Here is a 17,540-nt window from a genome sequence, read left to right as displayed (position 1 = left end):
TCCAGCGAGCCGAAGGAGCGCGGAATGGACTAGCGGACCGCGGCCAGGAGCTGCTCGACCCGGTCGGTGCGCTCCCAGGTGAACGCGTTGTCCACGCCGGGGGCCTCGGTGCGGCCGAAGTGGCCGTAGGCCGCGGTCGGCTTGTAGATCGGGCGCAACAGATCGAGCTGCTCAACGATGGCCGCCGGACGCAGGTCGAACACGGTGTCGATCGCGTTCTGAATCTTGTCCAGCGGGACGGTTTCTGTCCCGAAGCACTCGACATAGAGACCGACCGGCTGTGCCTTGCCGATCGCGTAAGCGACCTGAACCTCGCAGCGACGAGCCAGGCCCGCGGCGACGATGTTCTTGGCCACCCAACGCATGGCGTAGGCAGCGGAGCGGTCGACCTTCGACGGGTCCTTGCCGGAGAACGCGCCGCCACCGTGGCGGGCCATGCCGCCGTACGTGTCGACGATGATCTTGCGGCCGGTCAGCCCGGCGTCGCCCATCGGACCACCAATGACGAACTTGCCGGTGGGGTTGATCAGCTGGCGGTAGCTGCCGGTGTCGAGCTCGATGCCGGTGGCCTTGAGCTGCGACAACACCGGCTGGATGACCAGGGTGTCGATGTCGGGAGCGAGCATTCCATCGAGCGAAATGTCCTCGGAGTGCTGGGTGGAGAGCACCACGGTGTCGAGCTTGACCGCCTTGTCGCCCTCGTAGGCGATGGTGACCTGGGTCTTGCCGTCGGGGCGCAGGTAGGCCAACTCGCCGCTCTTGCGCACCTCCGTCAGACGCTCGGCAAGGCGGTGGGCCAGGAAGATCGGCAGCGGCATCAGTTCGGCGGTGTCGTCGCAGGCGTAGCCGAACATCAAGCCCTGGTCGCCGGCGCCCTGCGCGTCAAGGGCTTCGGTTCCGCCCTCGGTGCGGTGCTCGTGCGCAACGTCGACGCCCTGAGCGATGTCGACCGACTGGTCACCGATCGAGATCGAGACACCACAGCTGGCACCGTCGAAACCCTTCAACGAGGAGTCATATCCGACGTCGGTGATCGTCTTGCGCACCAGCTGAGCAATCGGAACGTAGCTCTTGGTGCGAACCTCACCGGCGATGTGGACCAATCCGGTCGTCACCATCGTCTCGACCGCGACGCGGGAGTTGGGGTCCTCCGCGAGCATGGCATCGAGGATGGAGTCACTGATCTGGTCGCAGATCTTGTCGGGGTGTCCCTCGGTGACGGACTCGGACGTAAACAGGCGTGCCACCGGTATGTCTCCTTCGCTGCAGCGGCTGCTGACTTGGACCGTCGTTACTGACGGGTTCCGCAGGTGAGTGTACGGGTCGCTACAACGCGGCTGAGATCGAATCCCACACTGCGTCTGCGATCACGTTCTTATCGGCCGGACCGACGGTGATCGGCTCCTGTCCAAGGCGCATCAGATGGACCGTGCTGTGGTCCTGTCCGAAGGTCACGCCCTCGCCAACTTCGTTGGCTACCAACAGATCACACTTCTTGCGCGCCAACTTCGCCTGGGCGTAGTCGAGCACCGAGTGATCCTTGTCGCCGGTCTCGGCGGCGAACCCGACGAGGTACGGCGTCGTCGCACTTCCGCGGTCGACAACAAGCTCAGCGAGGATGTCGGGATTGCGGACCAGTTCGACGGCCGGCGCGTCGGGATCGCCCGCGCCGAAGCCCTTCTTGATCTTCGCCGTCGCCACCTGCGTCGGACGGAAGTCGGCCACCGCGGCGGCCATCACGACAACGTCGGCCGAAGCACTTCGTACGGCGTCCTGCATCTGACGCGCGGTTTCCACCGCGACGCGGTGGACGCCTGCGGGGGTCGGCAAATCGGAGGTGGTCACCAAGGTGACATCCGCACCGCGTCGCGCGGCCGCCGCAGCCAGCGCGTGGCCCTGCTTGCCGGACGAGCGATTGCCGAGGAAACGGACTGGGTCGAGCGGTTCACGGGTTCCGCCGGCGGTGACGACGACCCGTCGACCCACAAGATCGCCGGTCTGGGCGCAGGCAGCAAAGGCTGCATCACGAATTTGGACCGGTTCCGGCAACCGCCCGGGACCGGTGTCGGCGCCAGTGAGCCGTCCTGCGGCCGGGTCGATGACCGTGACGCCGCGTTCGCGCAGTGTGGCGACGTTGGCGACCGTGGCGGGGTGAAGCCACATCTCGGTGTGCATCGCGGGAGCGAACACGACCGGACAGCGCGCGGTGAGCAGGGTGTTGGTCAGCAGGTCGTCGGCCAAGCCGTGAGCGGCCTTCGCGAGCAGGTCAGCGGTCGCCGGGGCGACCACGACCAGGTCGGCCTGCTGGCCGAGACGAACGTGGGGAACCTCGTGAACCGAGGTCCATACGTCGGTCTGCACCGGCTTGCCGGACAGCGCCGACCAGGTGGGTGCGCCGACGAAGTTCAGCGCCGAGGCGGTGGGGACGACCGTGACGTCGTGGCCGGCCTCGGTGAACAGGCGCAGCAGCGAGCAGGCCTTATAGGCCGCAATCCCGCCGCCGACGCCTAGGACGATGCGCATCGGCGCAGGTGGCCTCAGGCCTCGACCTTGTCGAGGTTCAGCAGGCCGTCGTTGATCTCACGCAGCGCGATGGAGAGCGGCTTGTCGTTGATCTGCGAGTCGACCAACGGGCCGACGTATTCGAGCAGACCCTCGGACAACTGCGAGTAGTAAGCGTTGATCTGGCGGGCGCGCTTCGCACTCAGCACGACCAGCGCGTACTTGGAATCGGCGACCTGCAACAGGTCGTCGATCGGCGGGTTGGTGATGCCCTCAGGGGCAGCCTTGGTGCCAGACACGAAGATGCTCTCGTTTCGTTTCGCGGGTGTTCTAGTCAGCGGCAGAAGAATGCCGCTCCATCAAGTCTACGAGTTCCTGCGCCGCAACCCCAACATCCTCGTTCACGATGGTCGCGTCGAACTCGGTCTGCGCGGCCAATTCACGACGCGCGGTTTCGAGCCGAACCTCCTGCTCAGCGGCACTTTCGGTGCCGCGACCGACAAGCCGGTGGACCAGTTCGTCCCAGCTTGGCGGGGCCAAAAACACGAAGTAGGCGTCCGGCATCCGCTCGCGGACCTGTCGAGCGCCCTGCAAGTCGATCTCCAGCAGCGGCAACCGGCCGGCCGCAATCGCCTCGAGAACGGGGCCACGCGGGGTGCCATAACTCGCCCGACCGTGCACGACCGCGTATTCGAGCAACTCCCCGGCCGCGGCCATCTGGTCGAACTGCGCTTGGGTGACGAAGTGGTAGTGGACGCCGTCGATCTCCCCCGGACGAGCCGGACGGGTGGTCGCCGACACCGACAGCCAGACCTTCGGATAGTTCTCGCGGATATGGGCCGCGACGGTGCCTTTGCCGACCGCAGTCGGTCCAGCGAGTACGAACAGGTTGGACATCAGTCGGCGAATCGCTCCAGCAGCGCGGCGATCTGGTGAGCTCCCAGACCGCGGACCCGGCGGGTCTCGGCGATGCCGATTTCCTCCATGATCTGGCGGGCGCGAACGCGACCGACGCCCGGCATCGACTCCAGCAGGGCCGACACCTTCATCTTCGCGACGACCTCGTTCTTCTTGCCGGCGTCGATCACCTCACGCAGGGACCCCTGCGAGTTCTTCAACCGATTTTTGATCGCGGCGCGCTCGCGGCGCGCTGCAGCGGCCTTCTCCAGCGCCTCCGCCCGCTGCTGCGGGGTCAACTCGGGAAGTGCCACCTGTCGTCTCCTTGATGCAGCTGCTGTCACGGTCGGCGCGCCGGAGGTCGGCTTGCGCGGTCCCGACCCTAGCCCCTCGCGGCGAGGTCGTGTGCGGGACCCGGCCCGGTCACGAGGGTCAGCCGGCGGTCAGCGCTTTGCGCGCGTTGTCCCGCTCCCGTACGACGGTTGCCCGCAGGGCGGCGACGTCCGGACCGGCCGCGAGCACGGCCCGCGACGACGACGGAAGGACCTGCCCAGCGGCGACGCCGAAACCGCGCGCCACGTCGTCATAGGTCGCGCCCTGCGCTCCGACGCCCGGCGCGAGCAACGGCCCGCGGCAGTCGGCCAACGCCTGCGCGAGGCCGAGATCGGCGATGTCCTTGCCGACGGTCGCGCCGACAACCAGCCCGAAATCGGCGACCACCTGGTCGGCCGGCACCTGCCCGTTCCAGTCCTGCACCGTCTCGATCACTTGCTGCGCGATCGTCCGACCGTCCTCGCCCCTCGCGTGTTGGACCTGCGCGCCCTCGGGGTTGCTGGTCAGCCCGAGAACGAACAGTCCCGCCCCTGCCGCGCGCGCCCGCTGCACTGCCGGCAGCAGGCTGCCTGTGCCGAGGTAGGGACTCACCGTGATGGCGTCGGCGCGGATCGGTGCCGACTCGCCGAGGTGGGTCGCGGCGTAGGCGTCCATGGTCGAACCGACGTCACCCCGCTTGACGTCCAGCAACGTGAGGGTGCCGGCCGCCCGCAGTCCGTCGAGGGTCTCCTCCAGCACCGCGACGCCGGCGGACCCGAACCGCTCGAAGAAGGCGCTCTGCGGCTTGACCATCGCGACCTCTCCCCCGAACGCCTCAACACAGCGCCGGGCGAACTCACGCAGACCCGCCACGTCACGGCTCAGACCCCAGGCGTCGAGCAACGCGTCGTGTGGGTCGATCCCGACGCAGAGCGGGCCGTGTTCTGCCATCGCCGCACTCAACCGTTGTCCGAAGCCCATCCCGATCACCTTTCGTGGGCTAGACCGACAAGGTCCAGCACGCTGTCAATTCCGCGCTCTTGCAAGTGTTCTCGCACCCCGGCCACAATCCGTCCCGCGCTACCCGGGTCGTGCAGCAGGGCGGTGCCCAGTTGGACCGCGGTCGCGCCGACGTCAAACGCCGCGAGGGCGGCACGGGGCGAGTCGATGCCACCGACCGCGATCAGATGCACCGGGGCCATGCGCCCGCTGCGTACGCCGGCCCGTAGGTCCCAGATCGCGCGCAGCGTGATCGGCAGGATCGCCGGACCGCTCAACCCGCCCGACGGCGCGCCGACATCAATCCGACCGCCCGGGGTCATCGGCAGGCCGATCGCCCGTAGCGGACTGCCGACGACGATCGCCGAGGCACCCGACTTCACGCAGCCGCGCGCGATCTCGACGATGTCGGTGACATCGGCGCTGATCTTGGCGAAGATCGGCACGTGGCGCGGGAGCTCCTCGCGCACCCGACCCACGACCTTGGTGGCCTGGAACTCGTCATGGGAGAACGGTCGGCCGGAGTTCTTGTGGTCGGGGCAAGCGAGATTGATCTCGACCCCAACCACCTTGCGCATCAACGAGTTCCGGCGCAGGAGGTTGGCCACCTCGGCGTAATCACCGCCGCTGTTGCCGGCGATCGAAACGACGGTGGGCGGCAGGTCTTCGGCGTCCCAGGGCAGCGCGGTCGGCCTCAACCGGTCGACGCCCAGCGAGGGTCGTTCGGTGGGAGCGAGCAGTCCACTGGGTGACTCGCGAACCACGCCGCGGTGGGCTGCTGCGCGGGTCGTGGTCGTGAAGGAAGGGGTGACGATCGCGCCGAGGTCACCCTCGACCGACAGCCGCACGAGCTCCCGGCCGAACGCGACACACCCCGACGCGCCCATCACCGGCAGGGCAAGCTTCAGCCCACCGACGTCGACGGCAAGGTCAGCGCTCATCGTCGCCCCCACCGGGCCGCGCGCTCTGCTCTGCTCATGCGAGGTCCCGCAGGTAAAGCGGCCAGCGCACCCGGTCGGCGCGCACCACCGCACCCTCGGTGCAGCAACGAATCGTGTGGCGCTCCCCCGACCGGGTCACCACCGGAACCTCACAACTGCCGCACAGCCCTGTGCCACAAGGCATTTCCTCGTCGATGCAGCATTGCACCACGACGCCGAAGGGGCTCGCCGCGGCCGCGACGGCCGCCAGTTCGCGGGCTCTTCCGGCGGCATAGACCACCGAGATCTCGCGCGCCCGCAACTGACGGCGTACGACGGTGGAAAGGCCCTCGATCAGGTCGGCTTCGGCGGTCGGCAGAACTACCGCGACATTGCCGACGACGCGGCGGGCCTCGACCACACCCACGAGGTGTCGGTCATCGACCCCACCCAGAACAAGGTCGACCCGGCAGCCGCGGTCCCGCAACGCCCCGGACAACCAGGTCACCGCCGCTGCCGACGCACCCACGCCGACGACCAGGGCGTCGACTGCCCCGGTCGGCAGTGGAAACGGTCGCCCCAGCGGGCCGATCAGTTCGATCTCGTCGTGCGTGCGCCGCTCGGCCAACCACTGCATGCCGGCGTCACCGTCGGTGTCGACAACGATTTCGACCGTGCCGCCGTACGTTCCGCTCGGCGACGCCGCGGCGATCGGCACGGTACGTCGCCCGAGCAGCGCCGAGGCCGGCCCGCCGACCGCGACGGAGACCAGTTGGCCGACCCGTGCACCGTCGGCGATGTCGGGGGCAACCAGCGTCAACTGCCGGAATGCCCCCGTTCGCCGGGTTGCGATGACCTCAGCTGCTGTGCGGAGCATTCCCGTACAGATTCAGGTCGCGCGCGTGTTCCTGCAACGGCTTCACCTCGAACGGTCCGGCCTGCTGCGCCTCGATCCCTTGCACCGCCGCCGCCAACTGCTGCACGGTGGTGATGATCGGGCGGTCCATGCTGGTGGTGGCCGCCCGGATGGCATAGCCGTCGGCGCGGGCGCCACTGCCCGAGGGGCTGTTGAAGACCAGGTCAACCTCGCCCGCAAGGATCTGATCGACGATCGTCGGCTCATCATCCGGCCCGCGACCGTCGCTGTGCTTTCGCACGACTGTGCTCGCAATCCCGTTGCGGCGCAACACGTCTGCTGTTCCGGCGGTGGCCAGGACGGTGAACCCGAGATCGGCCATCCGCTTGACCGGGAAGATCATTGCGCGCTTGTCACGATTGGCCGCCGAGATGAAGATCGTGCCCTCGGTGGGCAGCCCGCTGGTCGAGCCGAGCTGCGATTTGGCGAACGCCGATCCAAAGGTGGTGTCAATGCCCATCACCTCGCCGGTCGAGCGCATCTCCGGCCCGAGCAGGCTGTCGACCACGTCGCCATCTCGAGTGCGGAAGCGCTTGAACGGCAACACAGCTTCCTTGACCGAGATCGGTGCGTGCGCCGGGAGCGCGGAACCGTCACCATTCGGCGGCAGCATCCCTTCCTCGCGCAACTGCGCGATCGAGGCACCAAGCATCACTCGGGCCGCGGCCTTCGCCAGTGGCACTCCGGTCGCCTTAGCGACGAAGGGCACCGTACGGCTGGCACGCGGGTTCGCCTCCAAGACATACAAGATGTCCTGGGCGAGCGCGAACTGCACGTTCATCAGACCGCGTACGCCGATGCCCTCGGCCAGGCGGCGAGTCGAGACTCGCACCCGCTCCAGTTCCTCGACGCCGAGGGTGACCGGCGGCAGCGCACACGCCGAGTCGCCGGAGTGAATGCCGGCCTCCTCGATGTGTTCCATGATCCCGCCGAGATACATGTCGGTGCCGTCGAAGAGCGCGTCGACGTCGATCTCGATCGCATCGTCCAGGAAGCGGTCGACCAGCACCGGGTGTTCTGGCGACGCAGCGGTCGCGCGGTCGACGTATTCCACCAGCGTGGCGTCGTCGTAGACGATCTCCATGCCGCGCCCACCCAGAACGTACGAGGGCCGGACCAGCACCGGATAACCGATGCCGCGCGCGACCTCGAGGGCTTCGGCGCTGCTGTAAGCCAGGCCGTGCTTGGGCGCGGGCAGGTCGGCCTCAGCCAGCACTCGACCGAACGCACCGCGGTCTTCGGCGAGGTCGATCGCTTCCGGCGAGGTGCCGACGATCGGGACCCCTTCGGCTTTGAGCGCCTTGGCCAGGCCAAGCGGAGTCTGGCCGCCCAACTGCACGATCACACCGGCGATCGGGCCGGCCTGCCTCTCGGCGTGGACGACCTCGAGCACGTCTTCCAGGGTCAGCGGCTCGAAGTAGAGCCGGCTGGAGGTGTCGTAGTCGGTCGACACGGTTTCCGGGTTGCAGTTGACCATCACGGTGTCGAAGCCGGCGTCGCGCAGGGCGAACGAGGCGTGCACGCAGGAGTAGTCGAATTCGACGCCCTGACCGATCCGGTTCGGGCCGGACCCGAGGATGATCACCGCCGGCTTCTCGCGCGGTAGAACTTCGGTCTCAGTGTCGTAGCTGGAGTAGTAGTAGGGCGTGCTGGCGGCGAACTCCGCGGCGCAGGTGTCGACGGTCTTGTAGATCGGCCGGACCCCCAGCGCATGCCGAACACCGCGTACGACCGCTTCCGGGTTTCCGGTCAGCTGGGAAATCTGCGCATCGGAGAAGCCATGCTTCTTCGCCAGACGCAGCAGTTCCGGGCTGAGCCGGTCGGCGTCTTCCACCAGCTGGGCGACCTGGTTGATCAGCTCGATCTGGTCCAGGAACCAAGGGTCGATCTTGGTGGCCTCGTGAACCTCCTCCACCGACAGCCCGGCGCGCAGTGCTTGCTGCACCAACACAATGCGGCCGTCGGTCGGGATCTTCGCCTGCTCCAGCAGGGCACGTCCCGCCTCCGGGGTCGGCGCAATGTCCTTGCGCCAATGGAAGGTCGACTCCTTGCGCTCCATGGAACGCAGCGCCTTCTGCAGCGCCTCGGTGAAGTTGCGACCCAAAGCCATCGCCTCGCCGACCGACTTCATCGTCGTCGTCAACGTCGGGTCGGCCGCCGGGAACTTCTCGAAGGCGAACCGCGGCACCTTGACCACGACGTAGTCAAGGCTCGGCTCGAAGCTGGCCGGGGTCTCGCGGGTGATGTCGTTCGGCACCTCGTCGAGGGTGTAACCGATCGCCATCTTGGCCGCGATCTTCGCGATCGGGAAGCCGGTCGCCTTCGAAGCGAGCGCCGACGAGCGCGAGACGCGCGGGTTCATCTCGATGACGATCATCCGACCATCAGCCGGGTTGATCGCGAACTGGATGTTGCAGCCGCCGGTGTCGACGCCGACCTCGCGGATGACGGCGATTCCGACGTCGCGCATCCGCTGGTATTCGCGGTCGGTGAGGGTCAGGGCGGGGGCGACGGTGATCGAGTCGCCAGTGTGGACACCCATCGGGTCGAAGTTCTCGATCGAGCACACCACCACGACGTTGTCGGCGTGGTCGCGCATGACCTCGAGCTCGTATTCCTTCCACCCTTGGATGGACTCCTCCAGGAGCACCTCGGTGGTCGGGCTGTATTGCAATCCGGCGCCGGCGATGCGGCGCAGGTCGGCCTCGTTGTAGGCGAAACCGGAGCCGAGGCCACCCATCGTGAACGACGGACGGACGACTACCGGATAGCCGAGTTCGGTTGCCGCGGAGAGACATTCGTCCATCGAGTGGCAGATCGTCGACTTGGCCGACTCGGCGCCGCAGCGCTCGACGACGCCCTTGAACCGCTCCCGGTCCTCACCGAGCTCAATTGCCTCGACGTTCGCTCCGATCAGGGGGCAGTCGTACTTTTCCAGCACCCCACGCTCATGCAGCGCGATCGCGGTGTTCAGCGCGGTCTGGCCACCCAAGGTCGCCAGCACCGCATCGGGACGTTCCTTGGCGATGATCGCCTCGACCACCTCGGGGGTGATCGGCTCGACGTAGGTTGCGTCGGCGAATTCCGGGTCCGTCATGATCGTCGCCGGGTTGGAGTTGACCAGGATGACCCGCAGGCCCTCCTCGCGCAGCACCCGACACGCCTGGGTGCCGGAGTAGTCGAACTCGCAGGCCTGACCGATGACGATCGGACCGGATCCGATCACCAGGACGGACTTCAGGTCCGGGTTGCGCGGCATCAGTTGGTCTCCTCGTTGGTTGAGCCGGGCGACGAAGGAGTCTGTGTCGCAACCCCGTCCATCAACGCCACAAATCGGTCGAACAGGTAGCCGGCGTCATGCGGGCCGGCAGCGGCCTCCGGGTGATATTGCACAGAGAAGGCCGGCAGGTCGAGGCATTCCAGCCCCTCGACAACGTCGTCGTTCAGACAGACATGCGACACCCGTACGCGGCCGAACTCGGCGCCCGCAGGCGCCTGAGTCTCCCCGTCCAGGGGTGCGTCAACCGCGAAGCCGTGGTTGTGTGCGGTGATCTCGACCTTGCCTGTTCCGCGGTCCATCACCGGCTGATTGATGCCGCGGTGGCCGTACTTCAGTTTGTACGTTCCAAAGCCGAGGGCTCGCCCGAGCAACTGGTTGCCGAAGCAGATCCCGAAGAACGGGGTTCGGTCGCGCAGCACCTGCTGCAAGACCTCGACCTGCGGAGCCGTGGCCGGGTCGCCGGGGCCGTTGGAGAAGAACACACCGTCGGGCGCGATGGCGCGGATGTCGTCGACCGAACTCGTGGCCGGCATGACGTGGACCTCGATCCCGTGGCGGGCCATCAGCTCAGGAGTCATGGCCTTGATGCCAAGGTCGATCGCGGCCACCGTGAACCGCTTGTCCCCCTGCGCCGGGACCACGTAGGTGGCCTCGGTCGAAACCTGCGAGGCGAGCTCGGCGCCGGCCATGGCGGGTTGATCTGCGACGACCGCGACCAGGTCGGATCGCGCGGCGTCGGCGCCGGAGAATATGCCGACACGCATCGCGCCGCGCTCACGAAGATGGCGGGTCAGGGCCCGGGTGTCGATCCCGCAAATGCCGACCACCTGCTGGTCGCGCAGGTCGTCCTCCAAACTGCGCTGGCTGCGCCAGTTCGACGGGCGCAGCGCCGGGTCGCGCACCACATAGCCACTGACCCAGATGCGATCGGACTCGCGGTCCTCATCGTTCATGCCGGTGTTCCCGACGTGCGGAGCAGTCATCACGACCACCTGGCGGTGGTAGCTGGGGTCGGTCAGGGTCTCCTGGTAGCCGGTCATCCCGGTGGAGAACACCGCCTCGCCGAAGGTGCTGCCGATCGCGCCGTAGGCCTCGCCATGCATCGTGGTGCCGTCTTCCAGCACCAACACCGCCGGCTCACGGGTCGCAAGCAGTGGATTAACCGAGTTCACAGTTGAACCTTTCCGTCGAGCACGCTGGCCCGACCACGCAGGAAGGTGGCGACGACGGCCCCGCGGAGCGTACGGCCGTGCCAGGGGTTGTTCCGCGACAGCGACTGCGACGCAGCGCCATCAACCGTGACCCGGGCGGCCGGGTCGAAGAGGGTCAGGTTGGCTGGGGCGCCCGCGGCGAGTGCCTGCCCTTGCCCGGTGAGGCCCGCAACGCGAGCCGGAGCGATGGACATGCGGTCGGCAACCCCGGCCCAGTCCAACAGGCCGGGTTCGACCATCACGGTGTGGACGACCTGCAGGGCCTGCTCCAGTCCGAGCATCCCGAAGGCCGCCTCGGCGAACGCGTGTTCCTTGTCGTGGCGGGCGTGGGGCGCGTGGTCCGTGGCGACCGCGTCGATGGTGCCGTCAGCGAGGGCCGCGCGCAGCGCTTCGACGTGAGCGTCCGGCCGCAGCGGCGGGTTCACCTTGAAGGTCGGGTCATAGCCAGCCAGCAGATCCGTCGTCAGCAGCAGGTGATGCGGCGTGACCTCTGCCGTCACTCGTACGCCGTCGGCCTTTGCTTGACGGATCAGCGCGACGGATCCGGCGGTGGAGACGTGGGCGACGTGAACCCGGGAGCCGGTGTGGCGGGCCAGCGCGATGTCGCGGGCCACGATGACTTCCTCGGCCACGGTCGGCCACCCGGGCAGTCCGAGCCGACCGGACAATTCACCCTCATGGCAACACGCCTGGCCGTCGGCCAGTCGCGGGTCCTGGGAGTGCTGGGAGATCACGCCGTCGAAGCTGCGGACGTATTCCAGTGCACGGCGCATCAGGCGGGCGTCGTGAACACACTTGCCGTCATCGGAGAACACCCGAACCCTGGCTCGGCTGCGCGCCATCAACCCGAGTTCGGCCAATTCCTCCCCGCCGAGACCCTTGGTGACCGCCCCCACCGGCTGCACGTCGACCAGTCCGGCTCGCTCGCCGAGTTCCAGAATGTGCAGCGCTGCTTCGGCGGTGTCGGTGACCGGGTTGGTGTTCGCCATCGCCAGCACCGCGGTGAACCCGCCCGCCGCGGCCGCCGCTGAGCCGGTGGCAACCGTCTCGGCGTCTTCGCGGCCGGGCTCACGCAGGTGGGTGTGCAGGTCGACCAGTCCGGGCAACGCGACCAGTCCATCGCCGTCGACAACGGTCGCCCCGGCGGCGTCGAGACCGGCACCGATCTGGTCGATCACCCCGTCGCGCAGCAGCAGGTCGGTCGGGCCGTCGCCGACCAGATCGGCACCCTTGATCAGCACCGATTCAGTCATTGCTGCCTCCCAGCAGGTGGTAGAGAACACTCATCCGGACCGCGACACCGGCGGAGACCTGGTCGAGAATCGCCGAGCGAGCCTCGTCGGCCGCGTCGGCGGTGATTTCCAGGCCGCGGTTCATCGGCCCGGGGTGGCAGATCACGGCATGGGCCGGAAGCAGCTTCAGCCGGTCGCGGGTCAGGCCGTAGTGCACCGTGTATTCGCGTGCCGTCGGGAAGAAGCCGCCGCTCATCCGCTCCTTCTGGACTCGCAGCATCATCGCCGCGTCGACCTGCGGCAGAACCTCGTCCAGGTCGTACGACGTCGCGAAACCTTCGGCTGCGGCCCAGTCGCCGATGCCGCTGGGCATCAAGGTCGGCGGGGCGACGAGCGTCACCGAGGCGCCGAGGGTCTTCAGCAGGATCAGGTTGCTGCGCACGACGCGGGAGTGGGTCAGGTCCCCGACGATTGCGACATGTTTGCCGGCGAGATCACCCAACCGCTGGGTCATCGTGTAAGCGTCGAGCAGAGCCTGGGTCGGGTGTTCATGGGTGCCGTCACCGGCGTTGATCACCCCGGCGTCGATCCATTGTGTGGTCTGCGCCGGCGCGCCGCTGGCGTGGTGGCGGATCACCATCGCGTCGACGCCCATCGCGCCAACAGTCATCACCGTGTCACGCAGCGACTCGCCTTTGCTGACCGAGGAACCCTTGGCAGAGATGTTGATCACGTCGGCGGACAGCCACTTGCCGGCGATCTCGAAGGACGAGCGGGTGCGGGTGGAGTCCTCGAAGAACAGGTTGACAACCGTACGGCCGCGCAAGGCGGGCAGCTTCTTCACCTCGCGGTGCTGCACGTCGTGCATCTGCGCCGCGGTCTCCAGCAGTTGCAATGCGTCGTCGCGGGTCAGGTCGGCAGCCGAAAGCAGATGTTTCACGCGCCCTCCTTCGTCGGGCCTTCGATGCGAACCTCTTCGCTGCCGTCACTCTCGGTGAGGCGCACGAAGACTCGCTCGGAGCTTGAGGTGGGCAGATTCTTGCCGACGTGGTCAGCCCGAATTGGCAGTTCGCGGTGGCCACGGTCGACCAGCACCGCGAGCCGTACGGCGCGCGGGCGGCCGAGATCCCCTAGTGCGTCCAGAGCGGCCCGCACCGTACGGCCGGAGAAGAGCACATCGTCGACCAGCACTACGACCTTGTCATCGATCCCGCAGTCGGGGATCGAGGTGGGCGCCGCCGTACGAACCGGGTGGCGGCGCAGGTCGTCGCGATACATCGTCACGTCGAGGGTGCCGGTCGGGATCGCAGAGTGCTCGATGACCTCGAGCGTTTCGGACAAGCGACGGGCCAACACCGCGCCGCGCGCCGGGATGCCCAACACGACCAGGTCGTCGACGCCCTTGTTGCGCTCGACGATCTCGTGGGCGATCCGCCGGATCGCGCGACGAATATCGCTGTCGTTGAGAACTACTCGACCCGGGGTGGGGCCTGGTGGCCCAGCTGCCTCCGAGGAGGAAAAGTCAGGACGTGCCATGACGTCAGGACCTCCTTCGCCGCCTCACAGGACGGAATCGTTAAAGGATGTCGAACGCCGCTGATGCTACCGCCGCAGACCGAACAGCGCACATCGGCGTCACTGAGTGGACCGCGGCGCGAACTGCTCAGCCGAAGGTGTCGGCGTAGTCGGCCTTCCAGTTGGCCACCTCGCCCGACAGACTCACCCCGAACGCCTTCTTGAAGGCGTCGTCGATACCGGTGGTCAGGGCCGACCGATAAAAGGTGCGGACCTCCGCGCGGGTGTATTTCATCTCCAGGAACTGCAGAAAGTCGGAGGCAAGGAAGTAGGCGTCGGCGACCTTGTCGGGGTCCGACGAATCGAACTCCTTGTCGGCCGGCAGGTGAGCCGAGCTCGGTGGCTCGCTGCGCCAGTCCTGGTCGGTCAGGTCCATCGCGCCGAGCTCGGCGAAACCTTCGACCACCCAGGTCGTGACGTCCGGACGGGGATCGGTGTAGGCGTGCATCAGTTCGTGGATCACGACGTAGTCGCGGTAGTCGGTCTCGACGTCGCTGCCCCACAGATCCGGCGCCAAAACGACGTACGTCCGCTCGAACCGGGTGCTGGGCACCGTCACCCCGTCGCTGCCCTCGACGTCCGGGACGTCGGACAGCGTCCAAGCGGCGAACTGGGAAACATCCTTGCTGACCAGGATGACCTGCCGGCCTTTCGGCCGACTGCCGCAGAACGCTTGGATCGAGGCGTCGCGCTGCGCAGCAACTTTCAAGACCTCGCGCAGATGGGCGGAGTCGACATCGCCAGCCACCACGAAGTGTGAGTCCGCAACGACCGTGAAGCCCGAGCCGGCGGAGTTGACGATGTCATCCAGCCCGGCGTCAGAAAAATCCTGCTTCCAGGCTGCGCTTGACGAGGATTCAGTGGCCGCCGCCGCGGGGCGCGCCGCACCGGTCACGCTGGTGCGGCTAGCGCCCGAGGTCGCCGAGGTCACCGTGACGGTTGGAGCGCAGCCACTGAGCGCCAGAACCAACACGGTCGCGGTGGTCGCCGACCCCGGCCCGAACTTCTTCACTCCCGCCCGAAATCTCAGACCAGCGTGTCTTTGACCTCGGCGAGCCGGTTCAGCAGACCGTTGACGAATCGCGGGGACTCGTCGGTCGACAGCTCCGTCGCCAGGGCCACGCCCTCAGCAATAGCCACCCGGTCGGGCACCTCGTCGTTGAACAGCAACTCGTAGGTCGACAAGCGCAGCAAGTTGCGATCGACGGCCGGCATGCGGTCCAACGGCCAGTCCTTGCTGTACGTCGTGAGCGCCTCGTTGATCGCGGCCCAGTGACCGACGACCCCGCGTACGAGGACGCCGGTGTAGTCGGGCAACGGAGCCGGGGTCACTGGGGCGGCCACCCGCTCATCGAGCAGGGTGACGGCGTTGACGCCACGCTGTTCGGCTTCGAACAGCAGGTCGAGGGCGCGCTTACGCGCCTTGGTGCGAGCGCCCACTGATCAGTTGACCCGACCCAGGTAGGAGCCGTCACGGGTGTCGACCTTCACCTTGGTCCCGATCTCCAGGAACAACGGCACCGCGATCTCGGCGCCGGTCTCCAGGGTCGCGGGCTTGGTGCCACCGCTGGAGCGGTCGCCCTGCAGGCCGGGTTCAGTGTGGGTGATCTCCAGGACGACCGAGGCCGGGAGCTCGACGTAGAGGACATTGCCTTCGTGTTGCGCCACGATGGCTTCCTGGTTCTCCAGCAGGTAGTCGGCCACGGAGCCAACAGTCTCGGAGGCGATGTTGATCTGGTCGTAGGTCTTCGTGTCCATGAACACGAAGTCGTTGCCGTCCTTGTAGAGGTACTGCATGTCCGAACGGTCGACGCTGGCCGTCTCGACCTTCACACCGGCGTTGAACGTCTTGTCGACGACCTTGCCGGAGAGGACGTTCTTCAGCTTCGTACGGACGAAGGCCGGCCCCTTGCCGGGCTTGACGTGCTGGAACTCGACCACGGACCACAGCTGGCCTTCGAGGTTGAGCACGGTGCCGTTCTTCAGTTCGTTCGTGCTTGCCACGCGTTTCCTCGTATCTCTTCAGGGCGCGACGGCGCCCCGCATTGTCGTTCGGGAGCAGCAGGAGTCTACCGATCGCGGCGCAAACGTCTGAAATCGGCGCGCAAGCCTGGTTCAGAGGCAGACTGTGCGCCATGAAGGCAAAGGCACTCGCCCTCCTCCCACTTCTCGGCGCGGCCGGTGTGGCAGCTCGCGATCTCACGCAAAAGGACCACTCCCTTTTGCGCAACTTCCCACTTCTCGGGCATGCGCGCTACCTGCTCGAGACCATGGGTCCCGAGCTGCGCCAATACATCGTTGCCTCCAACGACGAGGAACGTCCGTTCAGCCGGCATCAACGCGCGTGGATTTACGCCTCCGCGAAGGGCGAAAACAACTACGTCGGGTTCGGCACCGACAACAACGTTGAGGACGACGAGGGCTATCCGGTCATCAAGCAGCGGACCTTCAGCTTGATGCCGCCGCCTGCTGACCCCCACCACGGCGACACCGTTCGACTGCCCGGTGCGAAGATCCTGGGTGGCCCGCGCGGCCGCGCGAAGGCGTTCCGCCCGGAGTCGGTGGTCAACGTGTCCGCGATGAGTTTCGGGTCGCTGTCGTCGCAGGCGATCATGTCCCTGAATCAGGGCGTACGGCTGGCGGGCGCGATGCACAACACCGGCGAGGGTGGGTTGTCGCCGTATCACCGGCAGGGTGGTGACCTGATCTGGCAGATCGGCACCGGCTACTTCGGCTGCCGTGACGAACGCGGCGTGTTCGACCTCGGGCGGCTCAAAGAAACCGCGGCGAGCGCGCCCGTACGAGCGCTGGAAATCAAGATCTCCCAGGGCGCTAAGCCCGGATTGGGAGGGGTGCTGCCGGCCGCGAAGGTGACCGCGGAGATTTCGGAGATTCGCGGCATCCCACAAGGCCAGGACTGCGTGAGCCCATCGCGGCACACCCAGTTCCATGACGTCGACAGCCTCCTTGACTGGGTTGAGTTGTTGGCCACCGAGACCGGGCTGCCGGTCGGGATCAAATCGGCCGTGGGTGACCTGAAGTTCTGGGAGGTGCTCGCCGACGCGATGGTTGATGGTCAGCGAGGCGTCGACTTCATCACCGTCGACGGCGGCGAGGGCGGAACCGGCGCCGCTCCCCTGGTGTTCACCGACGGTGTCGCGTTGCCGTTCTACATCGGGTTCAGCCGGGTCTATCGAGTGTTCGCGGTGCGCGGCCTGACCGACCGGGTCACCTTCATCGGTTCGGGGAAGCTGGGTCTGCCCCGCAACGCCGTCACGGCGTTCGCGCTCGGCGCCGACCTAGTGAACGTTGCCCGGGAGGCCATGCTGGCGATCGGCTGCATTCAGAGCCAGCGGTGCCACACCGACAAATGCCCGACCGGTGTCGCCACCCAGAACAAGTGGCTCTCCCACGGGCTCGACCCCGAGCTGAAGTCGGTGCGATTGGCGAACTACCTGCAGGCGATGCGGCGCGACCTGGTCAAGGTCAGCGAGGCCGTCGGGGTGGTCCATCCCTCCCTGATCGACACCGACGACGTCGAGTTGTTGCTCGGGCAGCGCCTCGGCACTCCCCTGCGCGACGTCTACCGCTACCAGCCCGGCTGGGGCGTTCTCGGCGAACCGTGGCGCAGCCAGATCACCGAGATCATGTGTGGCGAAGCGCCTCGCGACGACCCGCAGCCAACGCGGTGATTCT

Annotated in this window: 17 protein-coding genes; 1 reads left to right on the top strand and 16 read right to left on the bottom strand. The window is 67.2% G+C overall.

Features of this window, described 5'->3' with window-relative positions:
- Positions 1–29: 29 nt before the first annotated feature.
- The 16 genes from metK to efp all read right to left on the bottom strand — a co-directional run bounded on the left by metK (position 30) and on the right by efp (position 15,848).
- Positions 30–1,247 carry a methionine adenosyltransferase gene (gene metK / locus ACYU98_RS15140; protein WP_460469059.1) on the bottom strand — a complete coding sequence of 406 codons (1,218 nt, stop codon included), beginning with the start codon at positions 1,245–1,247 and terminating at the stop codon, positions 30–32.
- A 79-nt stretch (positions 1,248–1,326) separates the two neighbouring features.
- Positions 1,327–2,523 carry a bifunctional phosphopantothenoylcysteine decarboxylase/phosphopantothenate--cysteine ligase CoaBC gene (gene coaBC / locus ACYU98_RS15135; RefSeq protein WP_460469058.1) on the bottom strand — a complete coding sequence of 399 codons (1,197 nt, stop codon included), beginning with the start codon at positions 2,521–2,523 and terminating at the stop codon, positions 1,327–1,329.
- Between the two features lie 14 nt (positions 2,524–2,537).
- Positions 2,538–2,801, bottom strand: coding sequence for a DNA-directed RNA polymerase subunit omega (gene rpoZ / locus ACYU98_RS15130; protein WP_460469057.1), 264 nt, complete (start codon positions 2,799–2,801; stop codon positions 2,538–2,540).
- A 31-nt stretch (positions 2,802–2,832) separates the two neighbouring features.
- A complete protein-coding gene (gene gmk, locus ACYU98_RS15125; protein WP_460469056.1) occupies positions 2,833–3,399 on the bottom strand; it encodes a guanylate kinase in 567 nt (188 codons plus the stop codon).
- Positions 3,399–3,713 (bottom strand): integration host factor, actinobacterial type, encoded by a 315-nt coding sequence (gene mihF, locus ACYU98_RS15120; RefSeq protein ID WP_460469055.1) that lies wholly within the window; start codon positions 3,711–3,713, stop codon positions 3,399–3,401. Before mihF ends, gmk begins: the two co-directional genes overlap by 1 nt.
- A gap of 118 nt (positions 3,714–3,831) precedes the next feature.
- Positions 3,832–4,692: an orotidine-5'-phosphate decarboxylase gene (gene pyrF / locus ACYU98_RS15115; RefSeq protein ID WP_460469054.1), complete on the bottom strand. Its 861-nt coding sequence runs from the start codon at positions 4,690–4,692 to the stop codon at positions 3,832–3,834.
- Between the two features lie 5 nt (positions 4,693–4,697).
- On the bottom strand, positions 4,698–5,651 hold the full coding sequence (locus tag ACYU98_RS15110; protein ID WP_460469053.1) for a beta/alpha barrel domain-containing protein: 954 nt from the start codon (positions 5,649–5,651) through the stop codon (positions 4,698–4,700).
- Between the two features lie 34 nt (positions 5,652–5,685).
- On the bottom strand, positions 5,686–6,507 hold the full coding sequence (locus tag ACYU98_RS15105) for an iron-sulfur cluster-binding protein (protein WP_460469052.1): 822 nt from the start codon (positions 6,505–6,507) through the stop codon (positions 5,686–5,688).
- Complete coding sequence (gene carB, locus ACYU98_RS15100; RefSeq protein WP_460469051.1) at positions 6,488–9,805, bottom strand: carbamoyl-phosphate synthase large subunit; 3,318 nt, start codon at positions 9,803–9,805, stop codon at positions 6,488–6,490. The genes ACYU98_RS15105 and carB overlap by 20 nt, the downstream gene beginning before the upstream one ends.
- Positions 9,805–10,998: a glutamine-hydrolyzing carbamoyl-phosphate synthase small subunit gene (carA, locus tag ACYU98_RS15095; RefSeq protein WP_460469050.1), complete on the bottom strand. Its 1,194-nt coding sequence runs from the start codon at positions 10,996–10,998 to the stop codon at positions 9,805–9,807. The genes carB and carA overlap by 1 nt, the downstream gene beginning before the upstream one ends.
- Positions 10,995–12,290, bottom strand: a complete 1,296-nt coding sequence (locus ACYU98_RS15090) for a dihydroorotase (protein ID WP_460469049.1) — start codon at positions 12,288–12,290, stop codon at positions 10,995–10,997. The genes carA and ACYU98_RS15090 overlap by 4 nt, the downstream gene beginning before the upstream one ends.
- A complete protein-coding gene (locus ACYU98_RS15085; RefSeq protein WP_460469048.1) occupies positions 12,283–13,209 on the bottom strand; it encodes an aspartate carbamoyltransferase catalytic subunit in 927 nt (308 codons plus the stop codon). The genes ACYU98_RS15090 and ACYU98_RS15085 overlap by 8 nt, the downstream gene beginning before the upstream one ends.
- Positions 13,206–13,805: a bifunctional pyr operon transcriptional regulator/uracil phosphoribosyltransferase PyrR gene (gene pyrR, locus ACYU98_RS15080; protein ID WP_460469047.1), complete on the bottom strand. Its 600-nt coding sequence runs from the start codon at positions 13,803–13,805 to the stop codon at positions 13,206–13,208. Before pyrR ends, ACYU98_RS15085 begins: the two co-directional genes overlap by 4 nt.
- Positions 13,806–13,932: 127 nt before the next feature.
- Entirely contained in the window at positions 13,933–14,856 is a 924-nt protein-coding gene (locus tag ACYU98_RS15075; protein WP_460469046.1) for a hypothetical protein, read from the bottom strand.
- Between the two features lie 14 nt (positions 14,857–14,870).
- Complete coding sequence (gene nusB / locus ACYU98_RS15070; RefSeq protein WP_460469045.1) at positions 14,871–15,284, bottom strand: transcription antitermination factor NusB; 414 nt, start codon at positions 15,282–15,284, stop codon at positions 14,871–14,873.
- 3 nt (positions 15,285–15,287) lie between these two features.
- A complete protein-coding gene (efp, locus tag ACYU98_RS15065; protein ID WP_460469044.1) occupies positions 15,288–15,848 on the bottom strand; it encodes an elongation factor P in 561 nt (186 codons plus the stop codon).
- 131 nt (positions 15,849–15,979) lie between these two features.
- On the opposite strand from efp, the gene ACYU98_RS15060 reads away from it, so the two are divergent.
- Positions 15,980–17,536, top strand: coding sequence for an FMN-binding glutamate synthase family protein (locus ACYU98_RS15060; RefSeq protein ID WP_460469043.1), 1,557 nt, complete (start codon positions 15,980–15,982; stop codon positions 17,534–17,536).
- Positions 17,537–17,540: the final 4 nt, after the last annotated feature.

The sequence above is a fragment of the Calidifontibacter terrae genome (assembly GCF_054778835.1).
This window is presented reverse-complemented; position numbering and strand designations above follow the sequence as displayed.

Coding starts and splice junctions, on each gene's coding strand:
- ACYU98_RS15090 (WP_460469049.1), bottom strand. CDS start 12,290: ATGACTGAATCGGTGCTGATCAAGGGTGCCGATCTGGTCGGCGACGGC.
- coaBC (WP_460469058.1), bottom strand. CDS start 2,523: ATGCGCATCGTCCTAGGCGTCGGCGGCGGGATTGCGGCCTATAAGGCC.
- ACYU98_RS15105 (WP_460469052.1), bottom strand. CDS start 6,507: ATGCTCCGCACAGCAGCTGAGGTCATCGCAACCCGGCGAACGGGGGCA.
- ACYU98_RS15060 (WP_460469043.1), top strand. CDS start 15,980: ATGAAGGCAAAGGCACTCGCCCTCCTCCCACTTCTCGGCGCGGCCGGT.
- pyrF (WP_460469054.1), bottom strand. CDS start 4,692: ATGGGCTTCGGACAACGGTTGAGTGCGGCGATGGCAGAACACGGCCCG.
- carB (WP_460469051.1), bottom strand. CDS start 9,805: ATGCCGCGCAACCCGGACCTGAAGTCCGTCCTGGTGATCGGATCCGGT.
- ACYU98_RS15110 (WP_460469053.1), bottom strand. CDS start 5,651: ATGAGCGCTGACCTTGCCGTCGACGTCGGTGGGCTGAAGCTTGCCCTG.
- gmk (WP_460469056.1), bottom strand. CDS start 3,399: ATGTCCAACCTGTTCGTACTCGCTGGACCGACTGCGGTCGGCAAAGGC.
- pyrR (WP_460469047.1), bottom strand. CDS start 13,805: ATGGCACGTCCTGACTTTTCCTCCTCGGAGGCAGCTGGGCCACCAGGC.